This window comes from Nocardioides speluncae (assembly GCF_003121585.1).
Classification (GTDB): domain Bacteria; phylum Actinomycetota; class Actinomycetes; order Propionibacteriales; family Nocardioidaceae; genus Nocardioides; species Nocardioides speluncae.
The window spans coordinates 180,964-206,757 of the sequence record NZ_QEOO01000026.1 but is presented as its reverse complement, the minus strand read 5'-3'; the positions used below and the strand labels follow the sequence as shown (position 1 = coordinate 206,757).

Below are 25,794 nucleotides of genomic sequence, written 5' to 3'. Positions count from 1 at the left end.
GGCCAGATGCTCGCAGAGAACCGGCAGGACGTCATCCGAAACGCGGGCCCCAGGTTGAGCGTTTCGGGTGACGTCCCGCCGGCGTCAGCACCCCGCCAGGTCGGGGGTGACGATCTCGCCGCGGTCGACGGTGATCCTCTTCGTGGCCCGGACCTTGCCGCCGACCGAGCAGGTCAGGGTCCAGGACTCGGTGCGGCCGGCGGCGGAGACGGTGGGGCGCGTGGACGGGTTGACGTGCCAGACGTACCGCCCGCTGGCCGGCACCCTGAGGGTCGACGTGAGCCTGTCGTTGATGGTCGAGGTCCAGGTGGGCGTCTTGAAGGACTTGGTGATCCTCAGCGTCGCACCGGCCGGCGCCTGGCCGCGGATGACCGAGTGGTGAGTCGGGTTCACCGCGTTCTCCAGCGCGATCAGGTATGCCTCGCGGTTGCCGCGACCGGCGTACTTGCCGGCGCCGAGGTACTCGTCGACGACCTGCGGGTACGGCGGGTGGAACTCGTGTGCCCCGATCTCGAAGGTGTAGCCGTAGCCGCCGGTGGCGTTGTAGGACCAGTCCTCGGTGGTGCCGGTGGTGTCGTACAGCTGCCAACCGTGCTGGGACTTGTAGCCGTTCTGGGCGGCCATCCGGTCGCCGAGCGCCTTGAGCGCGCGCTCGTCGTACGCGTTGCCGACCGGCTTGCCATCGGGTCCTACCGTGTCCGGATGTACGCCGTTCGGCCGGAGCACCAGGTTGGAGAAGGTGTGGTTGGTGATCAGCGTGGTGACCTGGCGGCCGCTGACCAGGCGGCGGATGTTCTCGGTCTCCGGCTCGGAGAACGCGCCCGCGCCGCGGTAGTCCTGCATGATCGGGATGTCCGAGGCGCCGGGACCGCCCCAGTAGCCGCCGTAGTTGCGGTTCGGGTCGACGCCGAGCCCGAAGCCGCCGGGGCTGGCCGCCGCCAGGATGCAGGTGCCGTCGGGTGTGTCGACGCCGTCGATCACCCGGCAGTTCTTGCGCTTGTAGGCGTTGCCCGGCGTGAGCAGGGTGCCGAGCAGCGGGTCGAGCGGGTTCAGGACCGAGCCGAGGTCGATCAGCGCGCCGTCGGTGCGGGAGCGGTCGAAGCCGTCGACGTTGACCACGGGTACGGCGATCACCCTGGCCTTGTTGAGCAGACGCGTGATCCGCGCCTTCTTCCCGTAGCTCTTGACCAGGTCGTAGGCGAACTCCATGGTCAGCTCGCCGCTCGGCCACTCGCGGGCGTGGTGCAGCCCGAGGATCACGAACGTCGGCCGGCCGTCCGCGGCTGCCCGGACGTCCCGGCCGATCTCGATCCCCTTGACGGCCTTTCCGTCCAGCGACCGCAGCGGCAGGGTGACGCCCCTGACCAGCGACGGATGGCGCTTCGCGAGCGCGGCCATCTCGGTGTTGTAGTCGGCCAGCGTGCGGTAGCTGTCGCGACCCGACGGCAGCGCGCTGCGGGCGACCCGGGCGGCGTACTCCTCGTTGGTGCGGTTGACCTGCGCCTCGCGCCGGACCAGGTCGGCGATCCGGACGACGTACGACAAACCGAGCGCGCGCAGCCTCGATAGATCGGCGACGTCGTGCAGCACCACCTCGACGTAGTCGTGGCCGGCGTGCTCGGTGAGGTCGAGTCCGGTCGCCTGTAGCCGGGCCTTGTCGGCGCGGGTCGGTGTCTGCACCTGGACCAGCTGCGGGCGGAACGTGTCGGTCAGCCCGGCGGCGTTCAGTCCCGCATCGGCCGGTCCGACCAGCGCTGGGGTGAGGGTGACGGCGGCCAGCGCGACGCCGGTCGCGAGCAGCCGGCGGGTGGGACGTGGCATCAAGTTCTCCCCAGGGCAGGTGGTGGGTGCTGGGCCAAACGACGACCCGGAGCCCGGGTTACGCCGTACTTTCGGCCTCCTCGAGCCGGCGCAACCAGCCGAGGTGCGGCGGTGGGACGAAGTAGTAGCCGCCCCCGACGGTGAGTGTGTACGGCGCGAGCGCGTCGCTGGTCACCCGCCGCTGGACGGTCTCGAACGCCGTGAGGTCGTTGGTGTACGCGAGAAACAGCACGCCCTCCTCGCCCGGCGCCCGATAGGTCCAGCCGCGCCGGGTCAGCTCGATCACCGGCGACTTTCCGTCGCGTGGGTTGGCGCGGCGGACGTGGCTGTCGAAGGGCGTGGTGGCGCCGTCCGGGTCGGTGGCGTACGGCGCCGGCTCGTCGCGCGCCGTACCGTCCAGCCAGGTGCCGTCGGGTCTCCGGCCGATGATCCGCTGCTGCTCCTCGGGCCGGTCACGGTCCCAGAGCTCTCGGCTCACCTGAACCACGCGCATCGCGAGCAGAGCGCCTCCCCAGGACCAGCGTGGGCCGTCGGCGCGGCCGAGGAGCGTGTGGGCCGCGCCGTCGACCGGGTTGCCGAAACCTTCGACGAAGCCGAAGACATTGGTGATGAGCGGGCGTCCGCGGCTCTCTCCGCTCAGTGGATGCTCGACCGGCGCGGACCAGACATCGGTGAGGTGGGCGTCGAGCCGATCGCGAAGCGCTGCGGTGCGTCGTTCACACTCCGCTCGGGTGTCGGCCTCGACGAGAACGACCAGGTCACGGGCGGTGCGGGCCTTGTCGGGTACGTCGCCGGCGAAGGCCGGCATCGTCCGCAGCGGCGGCGCCAGGCCGGGCAGGACCGTGCTCGAGAAGCCGACCGAGGCACCTGTCGCGGCCGCCGCCTCGGCAACCGGTCGCACCGACTCCGGCCCGGTCAGGCTAGCGAGCAGAACCTGACCGGTTTCGCGGGGCGCGGTGAGCGCCACGTGTGCGGTCGGGACATCTCGGTCTGAGGGACCTGGATCGCCCGAACCGCGGCAGGCGGTCAGGCCGAACGCCGTCGCGGCGGTGGCGCCGAGCAGGCCGCGCCGAGTTATCCACAGGTCGTTCATCGCCACTGGTTGCCCATCTCCAATCCTGATACCAATTTCACCTGTCGGATCTTTCACCCGTGGCAAGAACGCCACGAGTATGCACGGGGGTTGCAATGTCTGGCTGGTCTCTTCGTTCTCGGTTCGCAGATCTTGTCGCAGGTGTGCTGGCGTGTTCGCTGGCGGTGGGTGTCGACGGTGGCGGTGCGGCGGCGTCCGGCGCCTCGGCGTCCCTCGCCGCCCATGCCGGCGGCGGCAGCGCGGTGCTGGCGCACAACTCGGCGGGTCAGCTGGTCGGGGTGGTGTCGAGCTCCGGCTCGGTCAGCCGCTACACCTACGACGACGCGGGCAACATGACGGCGGTCGTGAGCGCCGGCCGCCCGGCAGTCGCCGTACTCTCCGCGGTGCCGCAGCGAGCGCGGCTCGGCGAGGTCGTGACGCTGGCCGGAAAGGGGTTCTCGGCGACACCGTCGAAGAACGTCGTCACGATGGCGGGCAAGCGGGCCACGGTGACCGCGTCGACAGCGAGCACGCTGTCGTTCAAGATCCCGACCTCGACGACAGGCGAAGTCCGAGTCACGACTCCAAGCGGGAGCGCGACCGGGCCCACGGTCACGGTGTTGCGGGACGCCGCGCCGAAGATCACGTCGTTCTCACCAGCGTCGGTGGTCCCCGGAGGCACGGTCACGATCAAGGCGAGCGGGCTGCACTCCAGCGCCGCGGACAACGTGGTGCGGTTCAACGGGGCGTACGGCGGCTTCGTGTCGAAGACCGATACCTCGATCACCGTGGAGGTCCCGGAGGGCGCGGCGTCCGGCCGGATCTCCCTGTTCACGCCCAGTGGCAGCTCGACGACGTCGACCGACCTTCGGGTGGTGCCGGCAGGCGTCGACGCAGCCACCGCGCGGGGTCCGTTCAAGCTGACCACCGGCGTGTCGAAGTCCCTGATCGTCCCCGCCGGCCGCACCTATCTGGCAACCTTCCCGGTCACCGGGGTGGCCCGGTACGGCGCGAGTGTCTCGTTCAGCTCCGGCACCTCCAACGACCTGCGCGTCGCGACGCTCGGCCCCGACAACCGTCTGCTCACCGACACCCGATCACTGACCGGGCGGACCCTCTGGCTGGAGCCACGCACCATCGCGGGCGAGGGGTCCGGGACCGTCGTGATCACCAACAAGGCGACAGCCAGCCGGTCGGTCCGAGTCAAGGTCGTCAGGTTCGCCGACCGCAGCGCGGGCTCGATCTCGCTGTCAGGGACCAAGAAGACGGTCTCGACCGGCACTCCCGGTCAGCGGGCCTACGTCTCCTTCAAGGGCGCTCCAGGGCAGCGGATCGCTGTGGAGGTGGGCAAGTCCCCGTCGCAGTCACAGGTCCAGCTGGAGACCCCTGACGGTGACCGGCAGAAGTTCGTGACCGCCGGCCCGTTCGGCGCCTTCCTCGACCCGGTGACCTTGCAGGATGCGGGCACCTACCGGATCTACTGGGCGCCGGGCGGCGGCAGCACCGGATCTGCCTGGCTTCGCGCCTGGAAGGTGGCGGCCGACGTCAACGCCGGCACGCTGTCGTTGAGCGGCACGGCCAAGACGCTGAAGACGACCCGTGTCGGTCAGCGTGCTTATGCCTCCTTCGAGGTGTCGAGCAGCGGCGCCACCCTGCGGGTCCAGTCGAGCAAGGCATCGACCGGCTCCGGCGAGATCCGGCTGATGAAGCCGGACGGCACCCAGGTCACCGCGCGCTCGGTCACGTCCTCGTCGGGTGCGACCATCTCGTCGGTCGCGCTCACGGCCGCAGGCACCTACCGCCTGTACTGGGACCCGTCTCGCACTTCTGCGTCTTCGGTGTCGGTGAGCGCACGGCGGCTGGGCGGCGCGCGTGCTGACGACCGGCAGCGCCGTACCGGCGAGCAGGTCGGTGGGGTGCGGGCGCGGCAGGGTGGGACGGCTCCCGCCTGGACCCCATCCACCGCTCAGCTCCGCGGCGCGGACTGGTCGATGACGGCGCCGGTCGCCAAGGCGGCTCGTCCACTGCAGGTGCCCGAGCGGGTGACGGCGATCTCCGGCCTGGTCCGTGATCTCCACGGCTCCGGCGTTGCCGAAGTCGCGGTGGAGGCAGGTGGTCGCCGTGCCACCACGGACGCTCGCGGCCGGTTCGTGCTGCGCGGCGTCCCGGCCGGACGGGTGGTCCTCACGCTCGACGGCGGCGGGGCCGACCACGTGGGCCGGACCTATGGCGTGTTCCGGCTCCCGGTCGCCGTGACGAAGGGCCGAGCGACGTACCTGCCGAGCCTGTGGTTCCCACGCCTCGACACCCGCTACACCCAGCGGATCAGTAGTCCGCTGCGGCGTGACGTGGTGCTGACGACGCCGGAGATCCCCGGGCTCAAGGTCAAGATCCCGAAGGGCAGCGTGGTCCGTGACCGGAGCGGCAAGGTCGTCACCGAGCTCGGGATCACCCCGCTGCCTGTGAACCGGCTGCCCTACGCGATGCCGCGCGACAGCCGGGTGCCGGTCTACTTCACCGTCCAGCCCGGCGGTGCCACCATCTTTCCTCGTGGCGCGCAGGTGATCTATCCGAACTACACCGGTGAGGCGCCCGGGTCCGAGGTCGACTTCATCAGCTTCGACCCCGAGCACGGCTGGGAGACCTACGGTCAAGGCAAGGTCGCGACCGACGGTGACCGCATCCAGCCGGACCGGGAGACGCGAGTCTGGTCGCTGGACGGCTTCTCCGTCGGCATCGGCGCCCTGCCGCTGCCGGACAGCGGCTGGCTTCTGGACTTCATCGACTGGCTGGAGGGCGACCCGGTCGAGGTGTCATCCGGTGGGCTGACCGATGCCCACACCGACCTCGGCGTCGACGACGTGATCCCGATCTCGGTCACCCGCCACTATTGGCAGGGCGACGGCCACGCCCGCAACTTCGGCGCGAACATGCGGCTGGGCTATGACTGGTACCTGAAGCGGACCGCCTCCGAGGGCAGTCACATCACCCGGGCCACGCTCTGGCTGCCCAACGGCGGGATGGTGCACTTCGCGCGGCCGTCACGACCGTGGCGAGACATCGACCTTGCCGCGGTCGAACCGCCGCCGGCATTCGCGGGCGCGAAGATCGTGGACGCCGGTGACGGCGGCTACCTGCTCCGCCTGCGCAGTGGCGAGGTCTGGTCGTTCCCCCACGAGTCGCGGGCGCGGTGGATGCAGGACAAGAACGGCAACCGCGTTCACTTCGTCCGGCCGACGCCCAACGGTGACCTCACCAGGATCGTGTCTCCGAGCGGGCGGTGGATCGAGCTTCAGTACGACGGCTCCCATCGGGTCACCTCGGCCCGCGACAACTCCGGGCGCGTCGTGCGGTACTCCTATGACGACCGCGGGCGCCTGTCCAGCGTGACCGACCCGGCCGGCAAGGTCCGTACCTACACTTGGGACGGCACCTCGGACCGGATCGCCTCGGTCACCGACGCCCGTGGCACCACCTACCTTCGGGTGGCCTACGAGGCGTCGGGCCGAGTGGATCGGCAGACCCTGACCGGTGGCATGACCTACGACTTCGACTACACCACCGACGCCGCAGGCAAGGTCACCCAGACCCGGGTACGGCAGCCGAACGGGTCGACCACCGTCTACGACCTCGGGCCGGGCGGTCGACCGGTCAAGATCACCGAGGCGGCGGGCGCCGACAAGGCCCAGGCCACCACGCTGGTCCGGAACTCGCGCGGGCGGGTCGACGCGATCGTGGACCACGCCGGGCGACGTACGGCGTTCGGATACGACGCCCTGAACCGGATGACCAGCGTCAAGGTCAGGGCCGACAGCTCCCACTTCGCCAGGACCGTGGAGCGACGCACCTACGGGCCGTTCGACCAGCCCGCGTCGATCACCGACGCCGCCGGCAATGTCTCCCGGATGAGCTTCGACTCGGTCGGCAACGTGAGCGCGGTGACCGATCCGCTCGGCCGGGTCACCCGATACACCCACAACTCGCGTGGCCTGGTCACCTCGATCAAGTCACCGAAAGGCCGGCTCACCAAGCTGGGCTACGCCCACCTCGGCTTCGTGCCCGCGTCCGTGACCGACCCGTCCGGGCGGACCGTGAGTGTGTTCCGAGACGCCCTCGGACGGCCGGCCACCACCCGTGACAGCGCCGGCAACCGGACCCGCGTCTACTACGACCTGCTCAACAACCCGGTCCGTCAGATCGACCCCATGGGCCGGACCACGCAGTTCGACTACGACGCCAACGGCAACCTGACCAAGTTCACCGACCCGCTCACCCACACCCGGTCGTGGACCTACGACGGCGCCGAGCGCGTCAAGACGGCCACCGACCCACTCGGCAAGACGGACACGCTTACCTACAACGCGGCCGGTCAGCTCGAGTCCACCGCCGCCAGGTCCGGACTGCGCACCGAGTACGCCTACGACCAGCTGGGTCGGCCGACCACGACCCGGTACGGCGTGACCGCGGCCGGCGCTGAATCGACGGTCACCCGGACCTATGACGCCGTCGGCCGGCTGGAGTCGGTGGCGCAGTCCGGCTCGGGGGCGCTTCGATATCGCTACGACGCCTACGACCAGGTCATCTCGGAGGACACTCCGCAGGGGACGGTGACCCGGACCTACGACAGCGTCGGCCGGCCGCGGACGGTCAAGCTCGACGCGCGCACGGCAACGACGTACACCTTCAACGCGGCCAGTGAGCTCACCAAGCTGGCGCAGGGCAGCCGTGCCACCGCGTTCGGCTACGACTCGGACGGCTTGCTGGCCACCAAGTCGGGGCCGGGTGGCTGGAAGACGACGCACGGCTACGACACGTCTGGTCGGCTGACCGGCCTGACCTACGCCCATGCTGGGAAGACCAAGGGCACCTTGGCTTACGCGTACACCGCGAACGGGCTGCGGAGAGCGGTGGGCGGGACGTTCGCGAACGTGGTGCCTCCGGCTGCGCGGTCGGGGATGGTGTACGACGCCGCCGATCGGCTGACGCAGAACGCCGGCCGGACGCTGACCTATGACCCTGACGGCAATCTGACCTCCGACGGCGTCAACAGCTACGACTGGAACGCGCAGGGCCAGCTCACCGGCATGAGCCGGACCGGGCTGACCGCGTCGTTCGGCTACGACGCAGCCGGGCGCCGTACCTTCCGCTCGGTCAACTCCACCACCCGCAACTGGCTGCACGATGGGGCCAACCCCTCGTTGGAGAAGACCAACGGCGCCGTCACGGGCGATCTGTCCAGCGCCGGAGTCGACCAGTGGCTGGCCCGGTCCAGCGGTGGGCTCACCGACGCCGTGCTCACTGATGCCCTCGGCAGCCCGGTCGGCCTCGGCCGCAGCGACGGCCGAGTGGTGGGCAAGTTCGCCTACGACCCGTTCGGCCAGCGCTCGATCGCCGGCGCCCTGAACGGCAGCGACCTGGGCTTCACCGGTCGCCAGGTCGACGGCACCGGCCTGATGCACTACCGCGCCCGCTACTACGACCCCGCCCTGGGCCGGTTCATCTCCGAAGACCCCATCGGCCTCGCCGGCGGCACCAACCAGTACGCCTACGTCAACAACTCCCCAGCCAATGCCACCGACCCCACTGGCATGTTCATCGCGCAGCTTGGTGGTTGCCTCGCCGGCGGAGCGTTCGAAGGCGTCGTCAGTTGGGGAATCCAGCGCAGCTCCGGCCAGAAGGTCAACTGGGGCACCGTCGGCAAGAGCTTCGTCATTGGCTGCGTCACTGGGGCCCTTCCCGGCGCCATCGCCGCGCGCTGGCGCATGCGCGGAGGCCTAGGCGACGGCTTTGCGGCCAGGGTCCTCCAGGGCGGCCGGCCTGATGGACAGACAGTGTTCGCCGGACACGGCACATACACTTGGGGCTCAGGTGACACGGTCGTACCCGACGGTACGAGCGTGCATGTGTACTCCGATCTTGGCAAAGGAATCCGTGATTCGATTGGCCGGGCGATCGAAACAGGTGGTCCCGTAGTGCCGGTAAATGTGTACGGACCCGGGTCGTCGATTCCCAACTATGTCCTAAGGTCCCCCGACAACCTCACGATCTATTCAGGATCAACGACAGTCGGGAAGTCGACCCCTCTGTCCGAGCTTCTTCAGCCAAATATGGGCGTTTGCCATTGGGCGGCGTGCACGAAGGTTAGGTGAGTCTTGGCGTATTATGCAGATCTATCTCACTATGAATACTCGAAAAGTGAGCGTGAGATGATCAACGTGGGCTGGCTGTCCGCGTCGGAGACGTTTCCGACGGGGGTGGTTTCGCCTGCGGTGTTCAGCCAGCTCCTGAAGCATGCAGAGAACCAGAAGAACATTATGCGCGGCGTGCACGACTGCGAGTTCTGCGACGAGGAATCACCGGTGCGGATGTCAGCCCCGACCGACAGAGGCTACGTCTCGTTGGGAATGGGTGAACTTCACGTCAGTGGTTCTGACGGCCGACTTTACGCTGCGCCATCACTGATCTTGCACTACATTGACGCGCACCATTACTTGCCTCCGGCCGAGTTCATAGAAGCGGTTGAGTGCCAAGAATCGTTATGACTAGAGAGACTGGTCAAGAACGTCAGAACCGCGAACGCCCCAATCTGACGCGACTGGCCGCCCGGCAGTTGACCGAGCTTTTGGCACGGGTTCCGGTTGGCGGCAAACTGCCGCTCGCATCCGCTTCAGAGCTCAACGACACCCTGGAGATACTCGTCCCGGAGTTGCTGCGAGCACGGCATTCAGAGTGGGCGCGTGAAAGTCTCGACGGTCTGTTCTACTCCTCGGCGTTGAAGACAGAAGATGCCGAAGCCAAGCTTCGGGGTATGTGCATCCTGATCAGCGATCAAACCGTGGCTCCGTTCGAATTGGCGGTGAAGCTGCACAGTGATGAGGAGATCGCGACGCTCCGAATTCGGCTTGGCGAACCAGGTGGCGGACATCTCGGCATCTCGGGTCCTCCGTATGCGTCCCCACTCGGGCAACGCTTCCTTGACGAGATGGAGTCGCGGGCGCAAGGGATTGATTGGGTGTACGACTTTGGCGTGTGAGTACGACTATCTCGGGGTTGATGATGACGACATCTGCTGAGTTGCAGGGAACGATCGACACTGTCAGCAAGGCCATGAGTGAACATATCCGCGCCTGCGCTGACGGCGAGCCTGTGCCGACGATTGTCGCCCGCGGTGAGGAGATGGTGCGGGCCATGCTGGAGTACGAGAGGCTCCTAGGCGAGACGTATGGCTGGTCGAATCCGATCCGGCACCTCGGCCCTCCGTTGGACGAATCAACACCGTCGACCGGACGGTCGGACAGGGCAGGGCGAAGCGGCTTGGCGGCGCGAGCTGTTGTCACGATCACCCAACAAGTGACGATTCTTGACGCGGAAGCCTTTCCCAGGCAGGTGCAAGCGCGGTTCGGCGATGTCGACAGCCTCGACCTGCTTTCGGCGGCGAAGAAGGTCGCGGTGTCCGAGGCATGGGTGCCGAGTCTTGGCGACGGAATGCACACGCGATCGACAGAGATCGACGTGACCTTCGACCGATCCGAGTGACGAAGGGCCCGGCCGAACGGCCAGGCCCTTCGTTTGCTGCGGTGGTGCTTACGGGATCGCGCTGGTGTTGAAGGCGAACCTGGCGGTGGAGTCGGCGATCGCGTCGGAGTTGATGTTGAGCGCCGTCATGTTGACGTTGGCGATGGTGTCGCAGACCTGGTGGTAGCAGACGTCGTACGCGACGCCTGCGGTGCCGCCGAACAAGGCCTGCTCCGCGGGCGTCTTGATGCCCTCGGCGCCGGTGAAGATGCCGCCTGCCGGAATCCCGACCGCGATGAACGGCCCGTAGTCGGAGCGTCCGCTGAAGTCGGTGCCGATGGTGGGCAGGTCACGGCTGTCGTAGAAGGCAGCGAGCTGGTCCTCGATCTCAGGAGATCCCGGCGGCCCGGCAGGTGCACCCACTCCGTCGGAGTCGTCGCCGTCGTACAGCGCGAGCATGTAGTTGGGCGAGGAGACCATGTCGAAGTTGAGGTAGAGCCTGATCCGGTCCCGCTCCGCGGCGCTGAGCCCGGCGACGTACTGGTCGGAGCCGAGCAGGCCGATCTCCTCAGCCGCCCAGAACGCGAAGCGCACCTTGTTGGACACCGGGAACTTCGACATCTGCAGGGCGGTCTCGAGGATCGCGGCGCTGCCGGAGCCGTTGTCGTTGATGCCGGGACCCGCCGGGACGCTGTCGAGGTGGGCGCCGACCATGACCACGTTGTTCGAGTTGCCACCCCGAGTCTCGGCGATCACGTTGTGGTCGGTGCCGAGCCCCAGGGTGGTGTCGACCTTGAGCCGGACCGTCGCGCCGGGCGTGCTGGCGAGCTCCTGGCCGACTGCGAAGTCCGCGAACACCATGGGTATGCCGCCGCGCCACTCGCCGATGTTGAGCGGGAAGGCGTCGGTACGGCCGGGCTGGCCCTCGTTGAAGATGATCAGTCCGACAGCGCCGGCGTTGCGAGCGTTGAGCACCTTGGTCACGAACGGGCAGGTGCCGCGCTGGATGAGTGCGATCCGCCCGGCGACGAAGCCGGCGAAGTCGGCGGCCTCGCAGCCGCTGTTCGACGTCGGTGTCGGCGTGGGCGGCAGGGTGAGGTCGACCGCCTGGACCTGCGCGGTTACGTCACCGGCCGGCGAGGGCTGGAAGGTGAAGAAGTCCTCGTTCGGGACGTAGCTCTTGCCGGTCGGGGCGGTTAGGTCGAGGGTGGGCGGGCTGTTCTCCGTCCAGGACTCGATGAAGTTGATCGGGTTGAGCGTGACCCGGTAGCCCGCGTTGCGCAGCTTCTGGGCAACGTAGTCGCGCGAGGCCCGATAGCCCGGCGTACCGGCCGCGCGGTTGCCGCCGTTGGCGTCGGCGATCGCCTGGAACGCGTCCAGGTGCTTCTTGACGCCCGAGCCCTTGACCCGATCGACCAGGATCTTGGCGAAGGCGTCGTCGGGGCTTGCGGTGGCGGGTGTAGGTGAGGCGAGGACCAGGCCGAGCGTCGCGACGAGAGCGACGGCGCTGGCACTGGTTCGACGGTTGAGACGCATGCTTCCCTCCATTGGATGGATGTTCGCAGGGTCCCGAGATTGCGCCTCACGGTATGCGCGCGTGGTCCATCGAGGTAGTGCGTCCAGGCACTTGTTGCGTTTTTGGTACGCCGGCGGGCTGCCTGTCACAACGGGAGCGCTGAACCGAGCCGACCGGATCGACCACCCAGGTGAGTACGCCGGACACCGGCGCGCTCGCCAGCAGCAGGGACAGGCTGACCGCGAGCAGGACGGTCACCCAGAGCAGCAGGTCGGGGTGGCTGGGGAGCAGGTCGAGGTAGCCGCGGTACTCGGCGTACTGGATCGCGAAGCCGTGGCACAGGTAGACCACCAGCGTCTGCTTGCCCATCGTGCTCAGCCAGGACCGGCCGCGCGGCACGAGGGAGAGTACGGCGAACGTGCCGGCCAGCGCGATCGCGATCAGCAGCAGCCGGCTGACGGCGCCGTCGGTGCCGGCCACGCCGAGCTCCTCGTACGACGTACGGAAGTAGACCCACTGGGTGCTGATCCAGTCGTCGGTGCGGCCGGCGATCTGCCAGATGCCGAGCAGGATGAGGATGCCGAGCACCCAGGCGCCGGGGGCGCGAGCGGCCTCGATTCGGGCGGGCGTGAGGTGCAGCCCGATCACGAAGAACGGCAGCAGGCCGAGCACCCGGCTGATGTCGAGCACGTCGACGTCGACCAGGCCGGCGCTGAGACTGACTACGAGCGCGGCCGGGATCATCAGCCAGTGCGCTTTCAGGACCGGCGTCGCCAGCCGCCAGATCGCGAGCGCCGCGAGGAACCACATCGGCCAGTGCGGGTCCAGCCAGAGCCGCTCGATGTTCTGCTCGTGGCCGACGTTGATCCGGAACCAGGCCATCGCGCCCTCGAAGACGACATACGGCACGACCACGGTGGTGAGCAGTGCGGTGAGGTGGCGTCGGGTCCACTGGAAGCTCTTCGAGAGATAGCCGGTGACCAGCACGAACGCCGGAATGTGCAGGTAGTAGATGAAGTCGTAGACGTGGGCAGTGGTGTCGGTCAGGGGCACCAGCACCAGGGAATGACCGACGACAACCAGGGTCACCAGGACCATCTTTGCGTTGTCCAGCCACGGGTCGCGTTGCGTCGAGGGCATCAATCAAACCTAACAACTGGTCTAGACCAGTGCACATCGCGGACAACTCGTCGCGAGCGGCCGCTGGTGGTCGAGGTACCCCATTAGGGTTCGTTGCATGAGGAATCTCCCGTTACGGCAGCGGGTCGCGGCGTACGCCGTGATCCTGCAGGGCGACCGGATCCTGCTCAGCCGGCTGTCCGAACGGGTCACCCACGACGAGCTCTGGACGCTGCCCGGCGGCGGGATTGACCACGGCGAGCACCCGCGCGACGGCGTGGTCCGCGAGATCTACGAGGAGACCGGGCTGCGCGCGACGGTCGGGGAGATGGCGCGGGTCTACTCGATCCACCTGCCCGAGACCTGGCGGGACGGCAAGCAGGTCGATGCCCACGGACTGCGGATCGTGTACGACGGCTGGGTGCCGGCCGACTCACCGGAGCCACGGGTCATCGAGGTCGACGGCTCGACGGTGGACGCGGCCTGGGTGCCGCTGGCCGACATCCACGCCGAGCGGATCCCGGTCGTCGCGCTGGTGAAGGAGGCGCTCTCCGACTACGCGCCGAGCCAGCTGCAACGGCTGGCGGCGTACGCACTGATCCGGCGCGAGGACCAGATCCTGCTGACCCGGATCTCCAAGCGCGGCCACCACCCCGGCACCTGGACGCTGCCCGGAGGCGGCATCGACCACGGCGAGCGGCCGGCGCTGGCGCTGGCCCGCGAGGTGCGCGAGGAGTGCGGGGTGGACTGCGAGATCGGCGAGCTGCTCGACGTCCACGACGTGCACTTCGTCGGCAAGGCGCCCAACGGCCAGACCCAGGACTACCACGGCGTACACCTGATCTTCGCGGCCACGGTGGCGGCCGAAGCGGAGCTGCGGGTGACCGAGGTCGACGGCACCACCGATGCGGTCGCCTGGGTGCCGGTGGCTCAGGTGGCGTCGGGTAGCGTTCCGGTGCTCGATGTCGTCACTCACGCACTGGGGGTTTCGTGAAGCTCGTCTCCGCTCTTGCCGCGACCGTGCTGGTCGCCGGTGGTCTCACCGGCTGCAGCGCCATCGAACGCGCGCTGGACTGCGCCGACGCCGCGGCCACGATCGCCGGCGAGGTGCAGGACGTCCAGAACGCCGGTGAGGACCCGCGGGTGATCGTCGACGAGCTGCGGGACGTCGAGCGCACCCTCGAGGACCTGAAGAACGACACCGACAACGCCGAGGTCAAGCAGGCCGTCGAGGACCTCGAGAAGGCCGTCACCACGGCCCGCACGCAGGCCGAGAAGGGCAAGACGCCCAACATCCAGCCGGTGACCGACGCTGCGAGCGACCTCACCAACGTCTGCGCCGGCGGCTAGTGGTCATCTCCAGAAGTTCTCGAAGAACTTCTGGAGATGACCACTAGCTACTCCGCTCCCGGGGCAGCGCCGCGCCGGGGTTGAACAGGCCGGCGGGGTCGAGCGCGGCCTTGATCGCATGGTGGGTGCGGACGCCGACCGGGCCGAGCTCGCGGGCCAGCCACTCCTGCTTGAGCCGGCCGACGCCGTGCTCGCCGGTGATCGTGCCGCCCAGGCTCAGCGCGAGCTCCAGGATCGCCGCGAACGCCGCGCGGGCGCGGGGCACGTCGTCCTCGGCGTAGATGATCTTGGGGTGCATGTTGCCGTCGCCGGCATGACCGAAGACGGCGATCACCAGCCCGCACTCCTCGCGGATCCGCTCGCAGCCGTCGATGAACTCGGCGATCCGCGACCGGGGCACGCACACGTCGTCGGTGAGCGCCGGACCCAGCCGCTCCAGCGCCGGCGGCACCGCCCGCCGGGCGGCGAGCAGCGTCCGTCCCTCGTCGAGGTCGGTGGTGGCATGGGTGAGGGTGGCGCCGGCGTCGGCGAACACCTGCCTGAGTACGTCGGCCTCCGCGGCGTCGCCGGAGTCGGACTGGGCGAGCAGCAGCGCGCCGTCGGCGTCCAGGTCGGTGTGCAGATAGGCCTCGACGGCCCGCACCGACTGCCGGTCCATGATCTCCAGCAGTGACGGCGTCAGCCCGCGCCGTACGACGTTGGTCACCGCTCGGCCGGCCGCCGCGGTCGTGGCGAAGGTGGCCACGATCGTGGCCGGCGCCTGTGGTGCCGGGCGCAGCGCCAGGGTCGCCTGGGTGATCACGCCGAGCGTGCCCTCGGAGCCGACGAACAGGCTGGTGAGGTCGTAGCCGGCGACGCCCTTGACGGTACGCCGGCCGGTCCGGAGCAGCTCGCCGTCGGCCAGCACCACCTCCAGCCCGAGCACGAAGTCGGCGGTGACGCCGTACTTCACACAGCACAGGCCGCCGGCGTTCGTGGCGACGTTGCCGCCGATCGTGCACCAGTCGCTGGAGGACGGGTCGGGCGGGTAGTAGAGGTCGTGCTTGCCGGCCGCGCGCCGCAGGTCGTCGTTGACCACGCCCGGCTCCACCACCGCGAGCCGGTTGTCGGCGTCCATCTCGATGATCCGGTCGAGCTTGGTGGTGACGAGCACGACGCCGCCGTCGACCGCGTTGGCGCCCCCGGCCAGCCCGCTGCCGGCGCCGCGCGGCACGATCGGCGTACTCGCCGCCGCGCACGCGCGGACGACCGCCTGGACCTGCTCCCGGCTCTCCGGGAGGACCACCGCGAGCGGCTGTCCGGACGGCGCGAGCGGCATCATGTCGCGGCTGTAGGTCCGGGTGACGTCAGGGTCGGTGAGCACGCCGGCGTCGCCCAGGACGGTCCGGAGCTCGGCAACCAGTCCCACGGTGCCAGGCTACGACAGCCCTTCGACGGCCCAGGCCTAGACTTCTGGGCATGAATCCCCGCTACCGACGGCTCGTGATTCCGGTAGCCCTGGCCGGTCTCCTCCTGATCGCCGTGATCGCGGCGCTGCTCGGCTGAGGTGCGTCATGAGTGAGCCGCTGCTGCGGGCGCTGGCGCGGATGCGCGGGCTGATCCTGGACGACGCCGTACTGGTGCGCGCGGTCGCGTCCGGGCGGCAGCGTGGCCAGCAGCCGCGCTGGAAGCGGGTCGAGCTCCGGTACGTCGACCTCAAGGCCGGCCGCCGGCTGCAGCTCACGGCGTACGACGACACCCAGGCGCACACCTCCAACCACGCACCCGGCGATGAGGCGAAGGCGGCGGTGGACGACCTGCTGGACGAGCCGTTCGGCAACTGGCACGTTGAGACCACCACCCAGCAGCACCAGGTGCGGGTGACCAAGCGGCTCGAGGCGCTTGTGCACACCACCGATCGGGCCGAGCCGGTCGAGGTGGACACCGCTCACGACCGCGAGAAGCCGCGGCTGCTCGCCGAGAACGACCCGGTGCTGGTGGCGCTCGGGATCTCCTCGGTGGACGGGAAGATCAAGCCCAGCCGGCAGGCCAAGTACCGCCAGGTTGAGGAGTTCCTGCGGCTGCTGGACTCCTCGCTGACCGAGGCGATCGCCAAGGGCAACGTGCGCAAGCCGACCGCCGACGACCCGCTGCGGATCGTCGACCTCGGCTGCGGCAACGCCTACCTGACCTTCGCCGCGCAGCGGTTCCTTACCGACGTGCGCGGGCTGCCGGTGCACCTGACCGGCGTCGACGTGAAGCAGCAGTCCAGCGACCACAACTCCGCGGTGGCGGGCGAGCTCGGGGTGGCCGCCGAGTTCGTGGTCGGCTCGATTGCCGGCGCCTCGCTGCCGGAGCCGCCCGACGTCGTACTGGCGCTGCACGCCTGTGACACCGCCACCGACGAGGCGCTCGCCCGTGCGGTCGAGTGGCAGGCCTCGCTGGTCCTGGCCGCGCCCTGCTGCCACCACGACATCGCCGCCCAGCTGCGCCAGGCGCCCACGCCCGCGCCGTACACGATGCTGACCCGGCACGGCATCCTCCGCGAGCGGTTCGCCGACACCCTGACCGACGCGCTGCGGGCCTCGATCATGCGGCTGCAGGGCTACCGCGTGGACGTGGTCGAGTTCGTCGAGTCCGAGCACACCCCGCGCAACACCATGCTTCGCGCCACCCGCACCGGCGCGGCCGTCAAGGGCGGCAGCGTCCGCAAGGAGTACGACGACCTCGTCGCGACCTGGGCGGTCCGGCCCAAGCTGGCCGAGCTGCTGGCGGTCGACGGTGGCTGACACGCGCGGCGCACGGACCGGCCAGGTGATCGGCGCCGTACTGCTGGCGACGCCGTTCCTGCTCGGCGCGGCCGCGGTGCCGGACGGCCAGCGGGCCAAGGTGGTCACCAGGTTCCAGGACCCGGAGATCATCGAGTCCAGCGGGCTGGTGGTCGCCGACGATCTCGCGGTCACCACCAACGACTCGGGCGACTCCGGCCGGATCTTCACGGTCTCGCTGAAGACCGGCCGCACCGTCGGCGTCACCCGCTGGTCGGGCGAGCCGGAGGACGTCGAGGCGCTGGCCCCCGCGGGCGACGGCGAGGTCTGGGTCGCCGACATCGGCGACAACACCGAGTCGCGGTCGTCGGTCGAGGTGGCCCGAGTGCCGTACGGCGACCAGGACCGCGAGGTCGACGCCGACGTCGTCGAGCTCAGCTATCCCGACGGCGCTCACGATGCCGAGTCGCTGCTGACCCACCCGCGGACCGGTCAGCTGTTCGTGGTCTCCAAGGCCTTCCTCGGCGGCACCGTGTACGCCGCGCCGCGGGAGCTGGTGCCGGGGAAGACGCATCAGATGCGCGCGAGTGGCTCGGTCCTCGGGATGGCGACCGATGCGGCGTTCTTCCCCGACGGCAAGCACCTGATCGTCCGCTCCTACGGGCGGGCCGTGGTCTACACCTGGCCCTCGCTCGCGGTCGTCGGCGGCTTCGGGCTGCCGGCCCAGGAACAGGGCGAGGGAGTCGCGGTGTCGCCGGCCGGTGCGGTCTTCCTGTCGTCGGAGGGCGTGCAGGCGCCACTGCTGCGGCTCAATCTGCCCCGCGAGGTCCGCCGGGCGGTCACACCGCCCGCGCCGACTCCCAGTGAAAGCCCTGAGGACAGCCCGTCCACCAAGCCCCGCGACGAGGCGCCGGACGGCGACGAACAGGCCGCCTCGCGCGAAGCCTGGCCCTGGGTGGTCGGCACCGCCTTCGGCATCGCCGCGCTCGTCGTACTCGTCAGGTCGCTGCGGCCGCGCTAGACGGACTATCCGGGACACTGAGCAGATGCAGCTCACCGTGGTCCAGGGCGACATCACCCGGCAGCAGGTCGACGCGGTCGTCAACGCGGCGAACAACGCGATGCGCGGCGGTGGTGGCGTGGACGGAGCGATTCACCTGGCGGGCGGGCCGGAGGTGCTGGCCGACTGCGTACGCCGGTTCCCACGTGGCCTGGCTACCGGCGACGCCGGCTGGACGACGGCCGGGGACATGGCCGCGCGGTGGGTCATCCATGTCGTCGGGCCCAACTACACCGCCGGCCAGCGCGACCGGTCGTTGCTGACCTCCTGCTACGCCCGGGCGCTGGCAGTTGCCGACGAGCTCGGCGCGACGACCGTCGCCTTCCCGCTGGTGAGTGCCGGCGTCTACGGCTGGCCCAAGGACGACGCGATCGCGGCCGCCGTGGAGACGCTGCGGGCCTCCCCGACCGAGGTCGAGGAGGCCCGGCTGGTGGCCTTCGACCAGCCGACATACGACGCCGTCAGGGCCGCAGTCACGAGCTAGGCAGCAGGCCGCGGGTCGAACTCGTCGTCGCTCATCCGCAGCAGCGCCCGCGCGATCATCACGAACGCCAGCGTGGTCAGGCCCCAGCCCAGGGTCAGGTCGAGGATCCGGCTGGGCAGGATCACCGCGGACACCAGGTGGAACGGCTGCGAGACGGCGAGCGCGATGCCGACCCAGCGGGCTACCACGCCGGCCTTCGCCACCGCGATGCCGAGCAGGATCATGCCGACGATGTGGCCGATGATGAACACGCCGATGCCGAGTACGGCGAACGGGTGCGCCATGGTCAGCTTGGTGACGTCGACGACGGTGGCGGCGTCGTACCCGTCCTGCGCCATCACGTGGGTGAGCAGGTCGGTCGAGCCGATCGCGCCGGCCATCACGAAGCCCAGGAACGACAGCGCGGCGCCCCAGGTCGCCAGCCGTGGCGCGCCGCGGCGGGCCAGGTAGCCGACCACGAGCGGGCCGAGCACCAGTGCGGGGAAGGTCAGTCCGAACGCCCAGATCATCACCTCCGAGCGGCCCGGTGAGTCGGCGATGTTGGCGACCATCGTGGCCTCGTCCTGGTCGGTCCAGTAGGGCATCGCGGCCCGGGTGATCAGCACGCCGAGCGGTCCGATCGGCAGCAGGCAGGCGAGCAGCACGCGCCAGGTGCGGCGCAGGTCGCGTACGTCGGCACGTGCGGCCGCCGGTGCGGTGGTGGTCATGGTCTGGCTCCTTCGGTGAACGCGGATCAGCGTCGGTGGAGCTCCACTGTCGACCGGCGGACCGGGTGGGCGGATCGTGGCGACCACCCGACCTGGTCTCCGTGCCAATACGGAGGCGGCGGGGTCCGCGCGCACCTACCGTTGGGCGTATGCCAGCGGCGCGGATCCTGACCTGGGCGCTCGGCGGTCTCACAGCCGTCGCGATGCTGCCCGGGCTGGTCGCGCTCGCGGTCGCTCCCGAGCTCCGCGCCGGCGTCGAGGTTGCCGTGGGCGTGCTGCTCGCCGCGGTCGCCGCTGGCGCGGCGGTGCTGGTCTCCCGGCATGCCCCCGCCAACGCGGTCGGCCCGATCCTGATGCTCGGGGCGTTCGTGGCGGTGTTCGACACCTCGATGACCGGGTATGCCATCGTCGCCGGGGCCGGTGAGCTGCCGGCGCCGCTCTGGTTCGTCGCTGCCCGCGAGGGGAGCTGGATGCTGCTCTACGTGCCGATGGCGCTGCTGCTGCTCCACTTCCCCGACGGCCGGCTGCCGAGCCGGCGGTGGCGGGTGGTGCCGATCGCGCTGCTGGTCGTGATCTCGGTCTTCTTCGTGGTCGCGGCGCTGATCCCGTGGCCCTACCCGGCGCCGTTCGAGGACCGGCAGCATCCCGAGGTCGAGTGGATGGCTGCCGCGCTGTTCGTGGTCCTCCCCGCCTTCATGGCCACGCTGATCGCCTCGCTCGCCTCCGCGGTCGTCCGCTACCGGCGCTCCGGCGAGGTGGCCCGCCGCCAGCTCCGGATGCTCGCGCTGGCCGGCATCTCGCTGCCGCTGACGCTGCTGGTGTGCTGGCTCAGCTACCTGGTGCTGGACGGGCCGGATCTGGTCGTGATCGGGCTGCTGTTCATGTTCCTGGCGTTCCCGATCGCGGCAGCGGTCGCGGTGATCCGGCACGACCTGTACGACGTCGACCGGGCGCTGGTACTGACCACGGTCTACGGGATCATCGGCGCCGGCCTGCTGCTGGTCTTCACGGTCGTCTCGGCGGTCACCGGGCTGGCACTCGCCGGCGGCTCGACGGTGCTGGCGGTGATCGCGACGGCGGCGTCGGCGCTGGCACTCGGCACGCTCCGGCCGCGCCTGGTCGACTCGGTTGGCCGCCGGCTCTACCCGGCCCGGGCTCGGGCGCTCGCTGCGATCGAGGACCTTCGCACGCGCGTGCACCGCGGCGAGGCGGTGCCCGAACAGCTGGAGCCGGTGCTCCGGCGGGCGCTGGCCGACCCCGAGCTGCGGATCGGGTACGTCGTGCCGGGCGGTGAGGGGTTCCGCGACCGCGACGGCCGGCCGGTGCCGTCCGGGCCGGGCGCGCAGACCATCACGGTCGGTGACGAGGTGGTCGGCGTACTCGTCGCAGCGGCCTCGGCGGCGCCGTGGCTGATGCGCGACGTGGCGGAAGCCAGCGGCCTGGTCGTCGAGATCGCCCGGCTGCGGCTGGAGCTGGCGCAGGCGCTCCGCGACGTCGAGGCCAGCCGGTCGCGGCTGCTGCGGGCCGGCTACGAGGAGCGCAAGCGGCTCGAGCTCGACCTCCACGACGGTGCCCAGCAGCGGCTGGTCTCGCTCGGGATGTCGCTGCGGCTGGCGCAGCGTCACCTGGTCGACGGCACCGTCGACGTGGACTCGGTGCTCGACGGCGCGGTCGCCGAGCTGGGTACGGCGGTCGGCGAGCTGCGCCAGATCGCGCACGGACTGCGGCCGAGCTGCCTGGACGACGGCCTGCCCGCCGCCCTGGCCAGCCTCACCCAGGGCATCCCGCTGCCGGTGACGGTCGAGCTGGAGACCGGCGCCCTGCCCGACCACGTCAGCACCACCGCCTACTACGTCGCCAGCGAGGCGCTCGCCAACGCGGTGAAGCACGCCGAGGCCGGCGCGATCGACCTGGTGGTCCGCCAGCACGACGACAGCGTCGCCGTACTCGTCACCGACGACGGCCGCGGCGGCGCCGTGGTGAAGGCGGGCAGCGGCCTCGCCGGGCTGCGCGACCGGGTTGCCGCGCTCGGCGGCTCGATCGGCGTCACCAGCCCGCCTGGACAAGGCACCCGGATCGAGGCGGTGCTGCCGTGCGGATCGTGATCGGTGAGGACTCGGCGCTGTTCCGCGAGGGACTGTCGCTGCTGGTGCAGGACGCCGGTCACGACGTGGTCGCCACGGCCGCGGACGCGCCCACCGCGCTGGCCGAGATCCGGCGTACGGCGCCCGACCTCGCCGTACTCGACATCCGGATGCCGCCCGATCTCGACGACGACGGCGCCCGTGCGGCCGCCGAGGCCCGTGCCGAGTTCCCGGACCTCGGCATCCTGCTGCTGTCCCAGCACATCGAGACCCGGCACTCGGTCGCGCTGGTCGCCTCCGGCCGCTTCGGCTATCTGCTGAAGGACAGGGTGCTCGACGTCGACGACTTCCTGGACGCGCTGCAGCGGGTCGCGGCCGGCGGCTCGGCGCTCGACCCGGAGGTAGTGGTTCGGCTGATCGGCGGCCGCCAGCAGCGCTCCCGGCTGGCGACGCTCACCCCGCGCGAGAACGACGTACTGGCGCTGATGGCCGAGGGCCGCACCAACCGCGGCATCGCCGACCGGCTCACGCTGACCGAGCGCACCGTGGAGACCCACGTCGCGAACGTCCTGCACAAGCTCGGCCTCGCCGAGACCTCCACCGACGGACACCGCCGAGTCCTGGCCGTCATCGAATACCTCAACGCCCAGCCGCGGTGAGCGGATAGTCCAGAACGTTTGACATCAGCTGGCGCCAAAAATTGATGTCAAACGTTCTGGACTATCGCGCCTCAGAGCGCGTCCACGACGTAGTCGATGCACGCGGTGAGCGCCTCGACGTCCGCCGGGTCGATCGCCGGGTACATCGCGATCCGCAGCTGGTTGCGGCCGAGCTTGCGGTACGGCTCGGTGTCCACGATGCCGTTGGCCCGCAGCACCTTCGCGATCGCGGCGGCGTCGATCGTGTCGTCGAAGTCGATGGTGCCGATCACCAGCGAGCGGTGGGCCGGTTCGACGACGTACGGCGTGGTGTACGACGTCTTCTCGGCCCAGCCGTAGAGCGCGTCGGACGAGGCGGTGGTCCGCGAGACCATGCCGGCGAGGCCGCCCTGGGCGTTCATCCAGTCCAGCTGCTCGGCCATCAGGAACAGGGTGGCGACCGACGGGGTGTTGTAGGTCTGGTTCTTGCGGGAGTTGTCGATCGCGGTCGGCAGGTCGAAGAACGCCGGCACCCAGCGGCCGCCCGACGCGATCTCCTCGGCCCGGGCGAGCGCGGCCGGCGACATCGCCGCGATCCAGAGGCCGCCGTCGGAGGCGAACGACTTCTGGGGCGCGAAGTAGTAGGCATCGACCTCGGCCAGGTCGACCGGCAGCCCGCCCGCGCCCGACGTCGCGTCGACCAGGACCAGTGCGTCGTCGGCGGCGCCCTCGACGCGGCGTACCGGAGCCATCACCGCGGTCGAGGTCTCGTTATGGGCCCAGGCGTAGACGTCGACGTCGGCCTCGGCGGTCGGCGTCGGCAGCGAGCCCGGCTCGCTCTTGACCACCGACGGCTCGGCCAGGAACGGCGCCTGCGCGGCCGCCTTGGCGAACTTCGACGAGAACTCGCCGAATGACAGGTGCTGGCTCTTCTCGCGGATCAGGCCGAAGGTCGCGATGTCCCAGAAGGCCGTCGCGCCGCCGTTGCCGAGCACGATCTCGTAGCCGTCCGGCAGCGAGAACAGGTCGGCGAGGCCGGCACGGACCCGGCCCACCGTGTCGCGCACCGGCGCCTGCCGGTGCGAGGTCCCCATCAGCGAGGAGCCGGTGGCCGCAAGCGCGTCGAGGTGGGAGGTCTGGATCTTCGACGGCCCGGCTCCGAACCGGCCGTCGCGGGGGAGCAGGTCAGCGGGGATCTTGACGTCGGTCACGTCGGGACAACCTTTCGGGGGTTGCGTGGCGTATTCCCTGACGACGATGTCAGATGTCGTCGTTATTCTGGCACCGCCGACGGCGGTCGCGACGAAGGGGGACGTGCGATGGACACACATGAGCGAGGAATCCTGGCGTTCGTGGTGACGAGCCGGGCGCTGGTGCTGGCGATCGGTCTGGCGCTGCTGGGCCTGGGCGGCTTCCTGCTCTACAAGGCAGGCCGGATGTTCGTCGCGCTGGAGTCGGCCGGGTTCGAGGGACCCGAGGTGAGCCCGGTTTGGGGCTTCGGGTTCCCGCTCGGGTTCCTGCTGGTGTTGCTGTCATTGAGGTTCCTGAAGGCCGGCGTCCTCGGCTACTGGCCGCAGCCGAGCGCCCGCAGATCGAGAGGATGGTCGGATTGAGCGAGCGACTTCGGATCGAGCGGCTGCCGATCACCCACGCCGACGCGGCGCTGCTGGTCGAGGAGGTGCAGCAGGAGTACGTCGTCCGCTACGGCGGCCGTGACGACACCCCGCTGGAGCCGGACACCTTCGAGCTCCCGCGCGGGACCTTCGTGGTGGCCTACGACGGCGACACCCCGGTCGCGACCGGTGCCTGGCGGCTGCGTGACGACGTACTCGCCCTCGGCACCAAGAACGCGGCCGAGATCAAGCGGATGTACGTCGTACCGTCGGCCCGACGCGGCGGCGTCGCGGCCGCCGTACTCGAGCACCTGGAGCGGACCGCGCGCGAGGCCGGAGCCGAGGTCACGATCCTCGAGACCGGGACCAAGCAGCCCGAGGCGATCGCCTTCTACCAGCGCTGCGGTTACACCGAGATCGAGAACTTCGGGTACTACCGGGACGAACCCGAGTCGGTGTGCTTCGCCCGCCTGCTGGGCGTCGACACTCCTTAGCCTCTCGGGGACTGCCGAGGGTGCGGACAAAACCGGACATTGGCTGACAAACCCTACTGTTGAGGTGCACTTTCCAGTCAACCTTCGCTAACGTCCCGCGGGTCTCGGAACCGACCCCGCAGAGGATCTCGTGAACCCCCACCCCCACGCCGCCCGGCGGGCATTTTCGCGCGCCGCCACGTTCCTGATCGCCGTACTCGCTCTCTCGTTCCTGTCGATGCCCGGCCAGGCCGCGGCCGACCCCGGTCCCTACCCGCAAGCGGGCGGAGGTGTCTTCCCGAGCCTCGGCGTCGCGTTCAGCAACGGCGAGGAGCTCAGCGCCCGCAGCGTCACGCTGCTCCGGGTGCGGGTCGACGACAACCCCGAGCACGACCTGATGACCTACTGCATCGAGCAGTCGGTCGGCAATGACACCGGCACCGGCATGCGCGAAGGCAGCTGGAGCGACTTCCCGGGCAGCAACCAGTTCCCGGAGAACGCGCGCAAGGTGCTGTGGGTGCTCAACCACTCCTACCCGCTGCTGAGCCTGGACGAGATCGTGTCCCAGCTGCAGGCGGCGGGCGTGGACGTCTCCGGCCTGACCAAGGAAGAGGCCGTCGCCGCGACCCAGTCGTCGGTGTGGCACTTCAGCGAGCGGATCGACCTGACCGAGGTCCAGGGCGACAACCAGAACGTGTGGAAGCTCTACGAGTACCTCACCGGCGAGGCCAACGTCGGCACCGACGAGTCCGAGCCGGTCTCGCTGTCGCTGACCCCGGAGTCGGCCACCGGCACCGACGGCACCGACCTCGGCCCGATCACGGTCTCGTCGAACGTCACCGGCGTCGAGCTCAAGGCCGACCTGCCCGCCGGCACCGAGCTGGTCACCGAGACCGGCGCCAAGGCTCGCCTCGGCAAGCAGGTCGACGACGGCGACAAGTTCTTCCTCCGGGTCGCGAAGGGTACGCCGGACGGCTCGGCCGCCGTCGAGGCGCTCACCGGCGACCGGGTCCTGAGCGGTCCCGGCCGGATCTTCTTCGGCGCCAACTCCCGCACCCAGACGCTGATCCTGGCGCAGCCGCGGGTCGACTCAGCGTCTGCGACCGCGACGTTCTCGTGGACCAAGTCGCTGACCGAGGTCACGCCGGCCGAGGCCTCCTTCGCCGACGAGTGCGGCATCGAGAAGGACACCTACACGGTTCCGGAGACCGAGGGCGTCGACTACTACGTCGACGGTCAGGTCGTCGAGGCCGGCACCCACCCGGGCGCCGGCACCGTCACCATCACCGCGCAGCCGCAGGCCGGCTACACGCTGACCGGCACCACCGAGTGGACCCACGAGTTCACCGACGAGCCGTGCGACGAGCCGTCCGACACCCCGTCGGCCACCCCGTCGCCGTCCGAGTCGCCGGAGCCGTCGGACACGCCGTCCTCGGCGCCCGGTGAGCCGGAGAACCCGAGCGGTCCCCTTCCCGACACCGGCGCCCCGGCGAACCTGGCCATCCTGGCCGTCCTCGCCTGCGCCCTCGTCGGAGGCGGCATCCTGCTCGTCCGCCGCCGCGTCAGGGCCTGATCCACCAGGGAGCAACCGGTCG

General features: G+C 69.9%; 21 protein-coding genes. 14 read left to right on the top strand and 7 right to left on the bottom strand.

Features of this window, described 5'->3' with window-relative positions:
• Positions 1-84 precede the first annotated feature (84 nt).
• The gene (locus DDV73_RS15375) at positions 85-1,821 is read right to left on the bottom strand and encodes a M14 family zinc carboxypeptidase (protein WP_109508130.1); all 1,737 of its coding nucleotides are present in this window, start codon (positions 1,819-1,821) and stop codon (positions 85-87) included.
• Between the two features lie 58 nt (positions 1,822-1,879).
• A complete protein-coding gene (locus tag DDV73_RS15370) occupies positions 1,880-2,914 on the bottom strand; it encodes a Dyp-type peroxidase (protein ID WP_109508129.1) in 1,035 nt (344 codons plus the stop codon).
• Positions 2,915-3,057: 143 nt separating this feature from the next.
• Between DDV73_RS15370 and DDV73_RS15365 the strand changes: the two genes are divergently transcribed.
• From DDV73_RS15365 to DDV73_RS15350, 4 genes are read left to right on the top strand one after another with little or no spacing between them, the layout of a single operon-like run.
• Positions 3,058-9,042, top strand: a complete 5,985-nt coding sequence (locus tag DDV73_RS15365) for an RHS repeat-associated core domain-containing protein (RefSeq protein WP_161962417.1) — start codon at positions 3,058-3,060, stop codon at positions 9,040-9,042.
• 3 nt (positions 9,043-9,045) lie between these two features.
• Positions 9,046-9,435 carry a DUF7919 family protein gene (locus DDV73_RS15360; RefSeq protein ID WP_109508127.1) on the top strand — a complete coding sequence of 130 codons (390 nt, stop codon included), beginning with the start codon at positions 9,046-9,048 and terminating at the stop codon, positions 9,433-9,435.
• Positions 9,432-9,926 (top strand): hypothetical protein, encoded by a 495-nt coding sequence (locus DDV73_RS27990; RefSeq protein WP_154402774.1) that lies wholly within the window; start codon positions 9,432-9,434, stop codon positions 9,924-9,926. The genes DDV73_RS15360 and DDV73_RS27990 overlap by 4 nt, the downstream gene beginning before the upstream one ends.
• A gap of 17 nt (positions 9,927-9,943) precedes the next feature.
• Positions 9,944-10,429: a hypothetical protein gene (locus tag DDV73_RS15350; RefSeq protein WP_161962416.1), complete on the top strand. Its 486-nt coding sequence runs from the start codon at positions 9,944-9,946 to the stop codon at positions 10,427-10,429.
• Positions 10,430-10,477: 48 nt separating this feature from the next.
• On the opposite strand, the gene DDV73_RS15345 is transcribed toward DDV73_RS15350, so the two are convergent.
• Together DDV73_RS15345 and DDV73_RS15340 are read right to left on the bottom strand one after the other, a co-directional pair.
• Positions 10,478-11,944 carry a M28 family metallopeptidase gene (locus tag DDV73_RS15345; protein ID WP_109508124.1) on the bottom strand — a complete coding sequence of 489 codons (1,467 nt, stop codon included), beginning with the start codon at positions 11,942-11,944 and terminating at the stop codon, positions 10,478-10,480.
• 46 nt (positions 11,945-11,990) lie between these two features.
• Positions 11,991-13,064, bottom strand: a complete 1,074-nt coding sequence (locus tag DDV73_RS15340) for an acyltransferase family protein (protein ID WP_109508123.1) — start codon at positions 13,062-13,064, stop codon at positions 11,991-11,993.
• Between the two features lie 97 nt (positions 13,065-13,161).
• Between DDV73_RS15340 and DDV73_RS15335 the strand changes: the two genes are divergently transcribed.
• Together DDV73_RS15335 and DDV73_RS15330 are read left to right on the top strand one after the other, a co-directional pair.
• Positions 13,162-14,037: an NUDIX domain-containing protein gene (locus DDV73_RS15335; protein ID WP_109508122.1), complete on the top strand. Its 876-nt coding sequence runs from the start codon at positions 13,162-13,164 to the stop codon at positions 14,035-14,037.
• Positions 14,034-14,393, top strand: coding sequence for a hypothetical protein (locus tag DDV73_RS15330; RefSeq protein ID WP_109508121.1), 360 nt, complete (start codon positions 14,034-14,036; stop codon positions 14,391-14,393). The genes DDV73_RS15335 and DDV73_RS15330 overlap by 4 nt, the downstream gene beginning before the upstream one ends.
• A gap of 43 nt (positions 14,394-14,436) precedes the next feature.
• On the opposite strand, the gene DDV73_RS15325 is transcribed toward DDV73_RS15330, so the two are convergent.
• The gene (locus tag DDV73_RS15325; RefSeq protein ID WP_240617304.1) at positions 14,437-15,801 is read right to left on the bottom strand and encodes an FAD-binding oxidoreductase; all 1,365 of its coding nucleotides are present in this window, start codon (positions 15,799-15,801) and stop codon (positions 14,437-14,439) included.
• A 145-nt stretch (positions 15,802-15,946) separates the two neighbouring features.
• On the opposite strand from DDV73_RS15325, the gene DDV73_RS15320 reads away from it, so the two are divergent.
• Genes DDV73_RS15320 through DDV73_RS15310 form a run of 3 tightly spaced genes read left to right on the top strand, consistent with a single transcriptional unit; the run spans position 15,947 to position 18,684 of the window.
• Complete coding sequence (locus DDV73_RS15320) at positions 15,947-17,161, top strand: class I SAM-dependent methyltransferase (protein ID WP_109508120.1); 1,215 nt, start codon at positions 15,947-15,949, stop codon at positions 17,159-17,161.
• A complete protein-coding gene (locus DDV73_RS15315; RefSeq protein WP_109508119.1) occupies positions 17,154-18,161 on the top strand; it encodes a hypothetical protein in 1,008 nt (335 codons plus the stop codon). The genes DDV73_RS15320 and DDV73_RS15315 overlap by 8 nt, the downstream gene beginning before the upstream one ends.
• 25 nt (positions 18,162-18,186) lie before the next feature.
• A complete protein-coding gene (locus tag DDV73_RS15310) occupies positions 18,187-18,684 on the top strand; it encodes an O-acetyl-ADP-ribose deacetylase (protein WP_109508118.1) in 498 nt (165 codons plus the stop codon).
• On the opposite strand, the gene DDV73_RS15305 is transcribed toward DDV73_RS15310, so the two are convergent.
• The gene (locus DDV73_RS15305) at positions 18,681-19,391 is read right to left on the bottom strand and encodes a DUF4386 family protein (RefSeq protein WP_109508117.1); all 711 of its coding nucleotides are present in this window, start codon (positions 19,389-19,391) and stop codon (positions 18,681-18,683) included. The two genes, DDV73_RS15310 and DDV73_RS15305, sit on opposite strands and share 4 nt — an antisense overlap.
• A 149-nt stretch (positions 19,392-19,540) precedes the next feature.
• Here DDV73_RS15305 and DDV73_RS15300 point away from each other — a divergent pair, with 149 nt between their 5' ends.
• Positions 19,541-21,496 carry a sensor histidine kinase gene (locus tag DDV73_RS15300; protein ID WP_109508116.1) on the top strand — a complete coding sequence of 652 codons (1,956 nt, stop codon included), beginning with the start codon at positions 19,541-19,543 and terminating at the stop codon, positions 21,494-21,496.
• A complete protein-coding gene (locus DDV73_RS15295) occupies positions 21,484-22,134 on the top strand; it encodes a LuxR C-terminal-related transcriptional regulator (protein WP_109508115.1) in 651 nt (216 codons plus the stop codon). The genes DDV73_RS15300 and DDV73_RS15295 overlap by 13 nt, the downstream gene beginning before the upstream one ends.
• A 71-nt stretch (positions 22,135-22,205) precedes the next feature.
• On the opposite strand, the gene serC is transcribed toward DDV73_RS15295, so the two are convergent.
• Positions 22,206-23,324: a phosphoserine transaminase gene (gene serC / locus DDV73_RS15290; RefSeq protein WP_109508114.1), complete on the bottom strand. Its 1,119-nt coding sequence runs from the start codon at positions 23,322-23,324 to the stop codon at positions 22,206-22,208.
• A gap of 108 nt (positions 23,325-23,432) precedes the next feature.
• Here serC and DDV73_RS15285 point away from each other — a divergent pair, with 108 nt between their 5' ends.
• From DDV73_RS15285 to DDV73_RS15275, 3 genes are all read left to right on the top strand, one after another.
• Positions 23,433-23,726, top strand: coding sequence for a hypothetical protein (locus DDV73_RS15285; RefSeq protein WP_109508113.1), 294 nt, complete (start codon positions 23,433-23,435; stop codon positions 23,724-23,726).
• Positions 23,723-24,220: a GNAT family N-acetyltransferase gene (locus DDV73_RS15280; protein WP_240617303.1), complete on the top strand. Its 498-nt coding sequence runs from the start codon at positions 23,723-23,725 to the stop codon at positions 24,218-24,220. Before DDV73_RS15285 ends, DDV73_RS15280 begins: the two co-directional genes overlap by 4 nt.
• A gap of 130 nt (positions 24,221-24,350) precedes the next feature.
• Entirely contained in the window at positions 24,351-25,772 is a 1,422-nt protein-coding gene (locus DDV73_RS15275) for a Cys-Gln thioester bond-forming surface protein (RefSeq protein WP_109508111.1), read from the top strand.
• Positions 25,773-25,794: the final 22 nt, after the last annotated feature.

What these genes read in the sequence shown, in the direction of transcription:
- DDV73_RS15375 (WP_109508130.1), bottom strand. Translation starts at nt 1,821, where the DNA reads ATGCCACGTCCCACCCGCCGGCTGCTCGCGACCGGCGTCGCGCTGGCC.
- DDV73_RS15370 (WP_109508129.1), bottom strand. Translation starts at nt 2,914, where the DNA reads ATGAACGACCTGTGGATAACTCGGCGCGGCCTGCTCGGCGCCACCGCC.
- DDV73_RS27990 (WP_154402774.1), top strand. Translation starts at nt 9,432, where the DNA reads ATGACTAGAGAGACTGGTCAAGAACGTCAGAACCGCGAACGCCCCAAT.
- DDV73_RS15345 (WP_109508124.1), bottom strand. Translation starts at nt 11,944, where the DNA reads ATGCGTCTCAACCGTCGAACCAGTGCCAGCGCCGTCGCTCTCGTCGCG.
- DDV73_RS15340 (WP_109508123.1), bottom strand. Translation starts at nt 13,064, where the DNA reads ATGCCCTCGACGCAACGCGACCCGTGGCTGGACAACGCAAAGATGGTC.
- DDV73_RS15335 (WP_109508122.1), top strand. Translation starts at nt 13,162, where the DNA reads ATGAGGAATCTCCCGTTACGGCAGCGGGTCGCGGCGTACGCCGTGATC.
- DDV73_RS15320 (WP_109508120.1), top strand. Translation starts at nt 15,947, where the DNA reads ATGAGTGAGCCGCTGCTGCGGGCGCTGGCGCGGATGCGCGGGCTGATC.
- DDV73_RS15310 (WP_109508118.1), top strand. Translation starts at nt 18,187, where the DNA reads ATGCAGCTCACCGTGGTCCAGGGCGACATCACCCGGCAGCAGGTCGAC.
- DDV73_RS15305 (WP_109508117.1), bottom strand. Translation starts at nt 19,391, where the DNA reads ATGACCACCACCGCACCGGCGGCCGCACGTGCCGACGTACGCGACCTG.
- DDV73_RS15300 (WP_109508116.1), top strand. Translation starts at nt 19,541, where the DNA reads ATGCCAGCGGCGCGGATCCTGACCTGGGCGCTCGGCGGTCTCACAGCC.
- DDV73_RS15285 (WP_109508113.1), top strand. Translation starts at nt 23,433, where the DNA reads ATGGACACACATGAGCGAGGAATCCTGGCGTTCGTGGTGACGAGCCGG.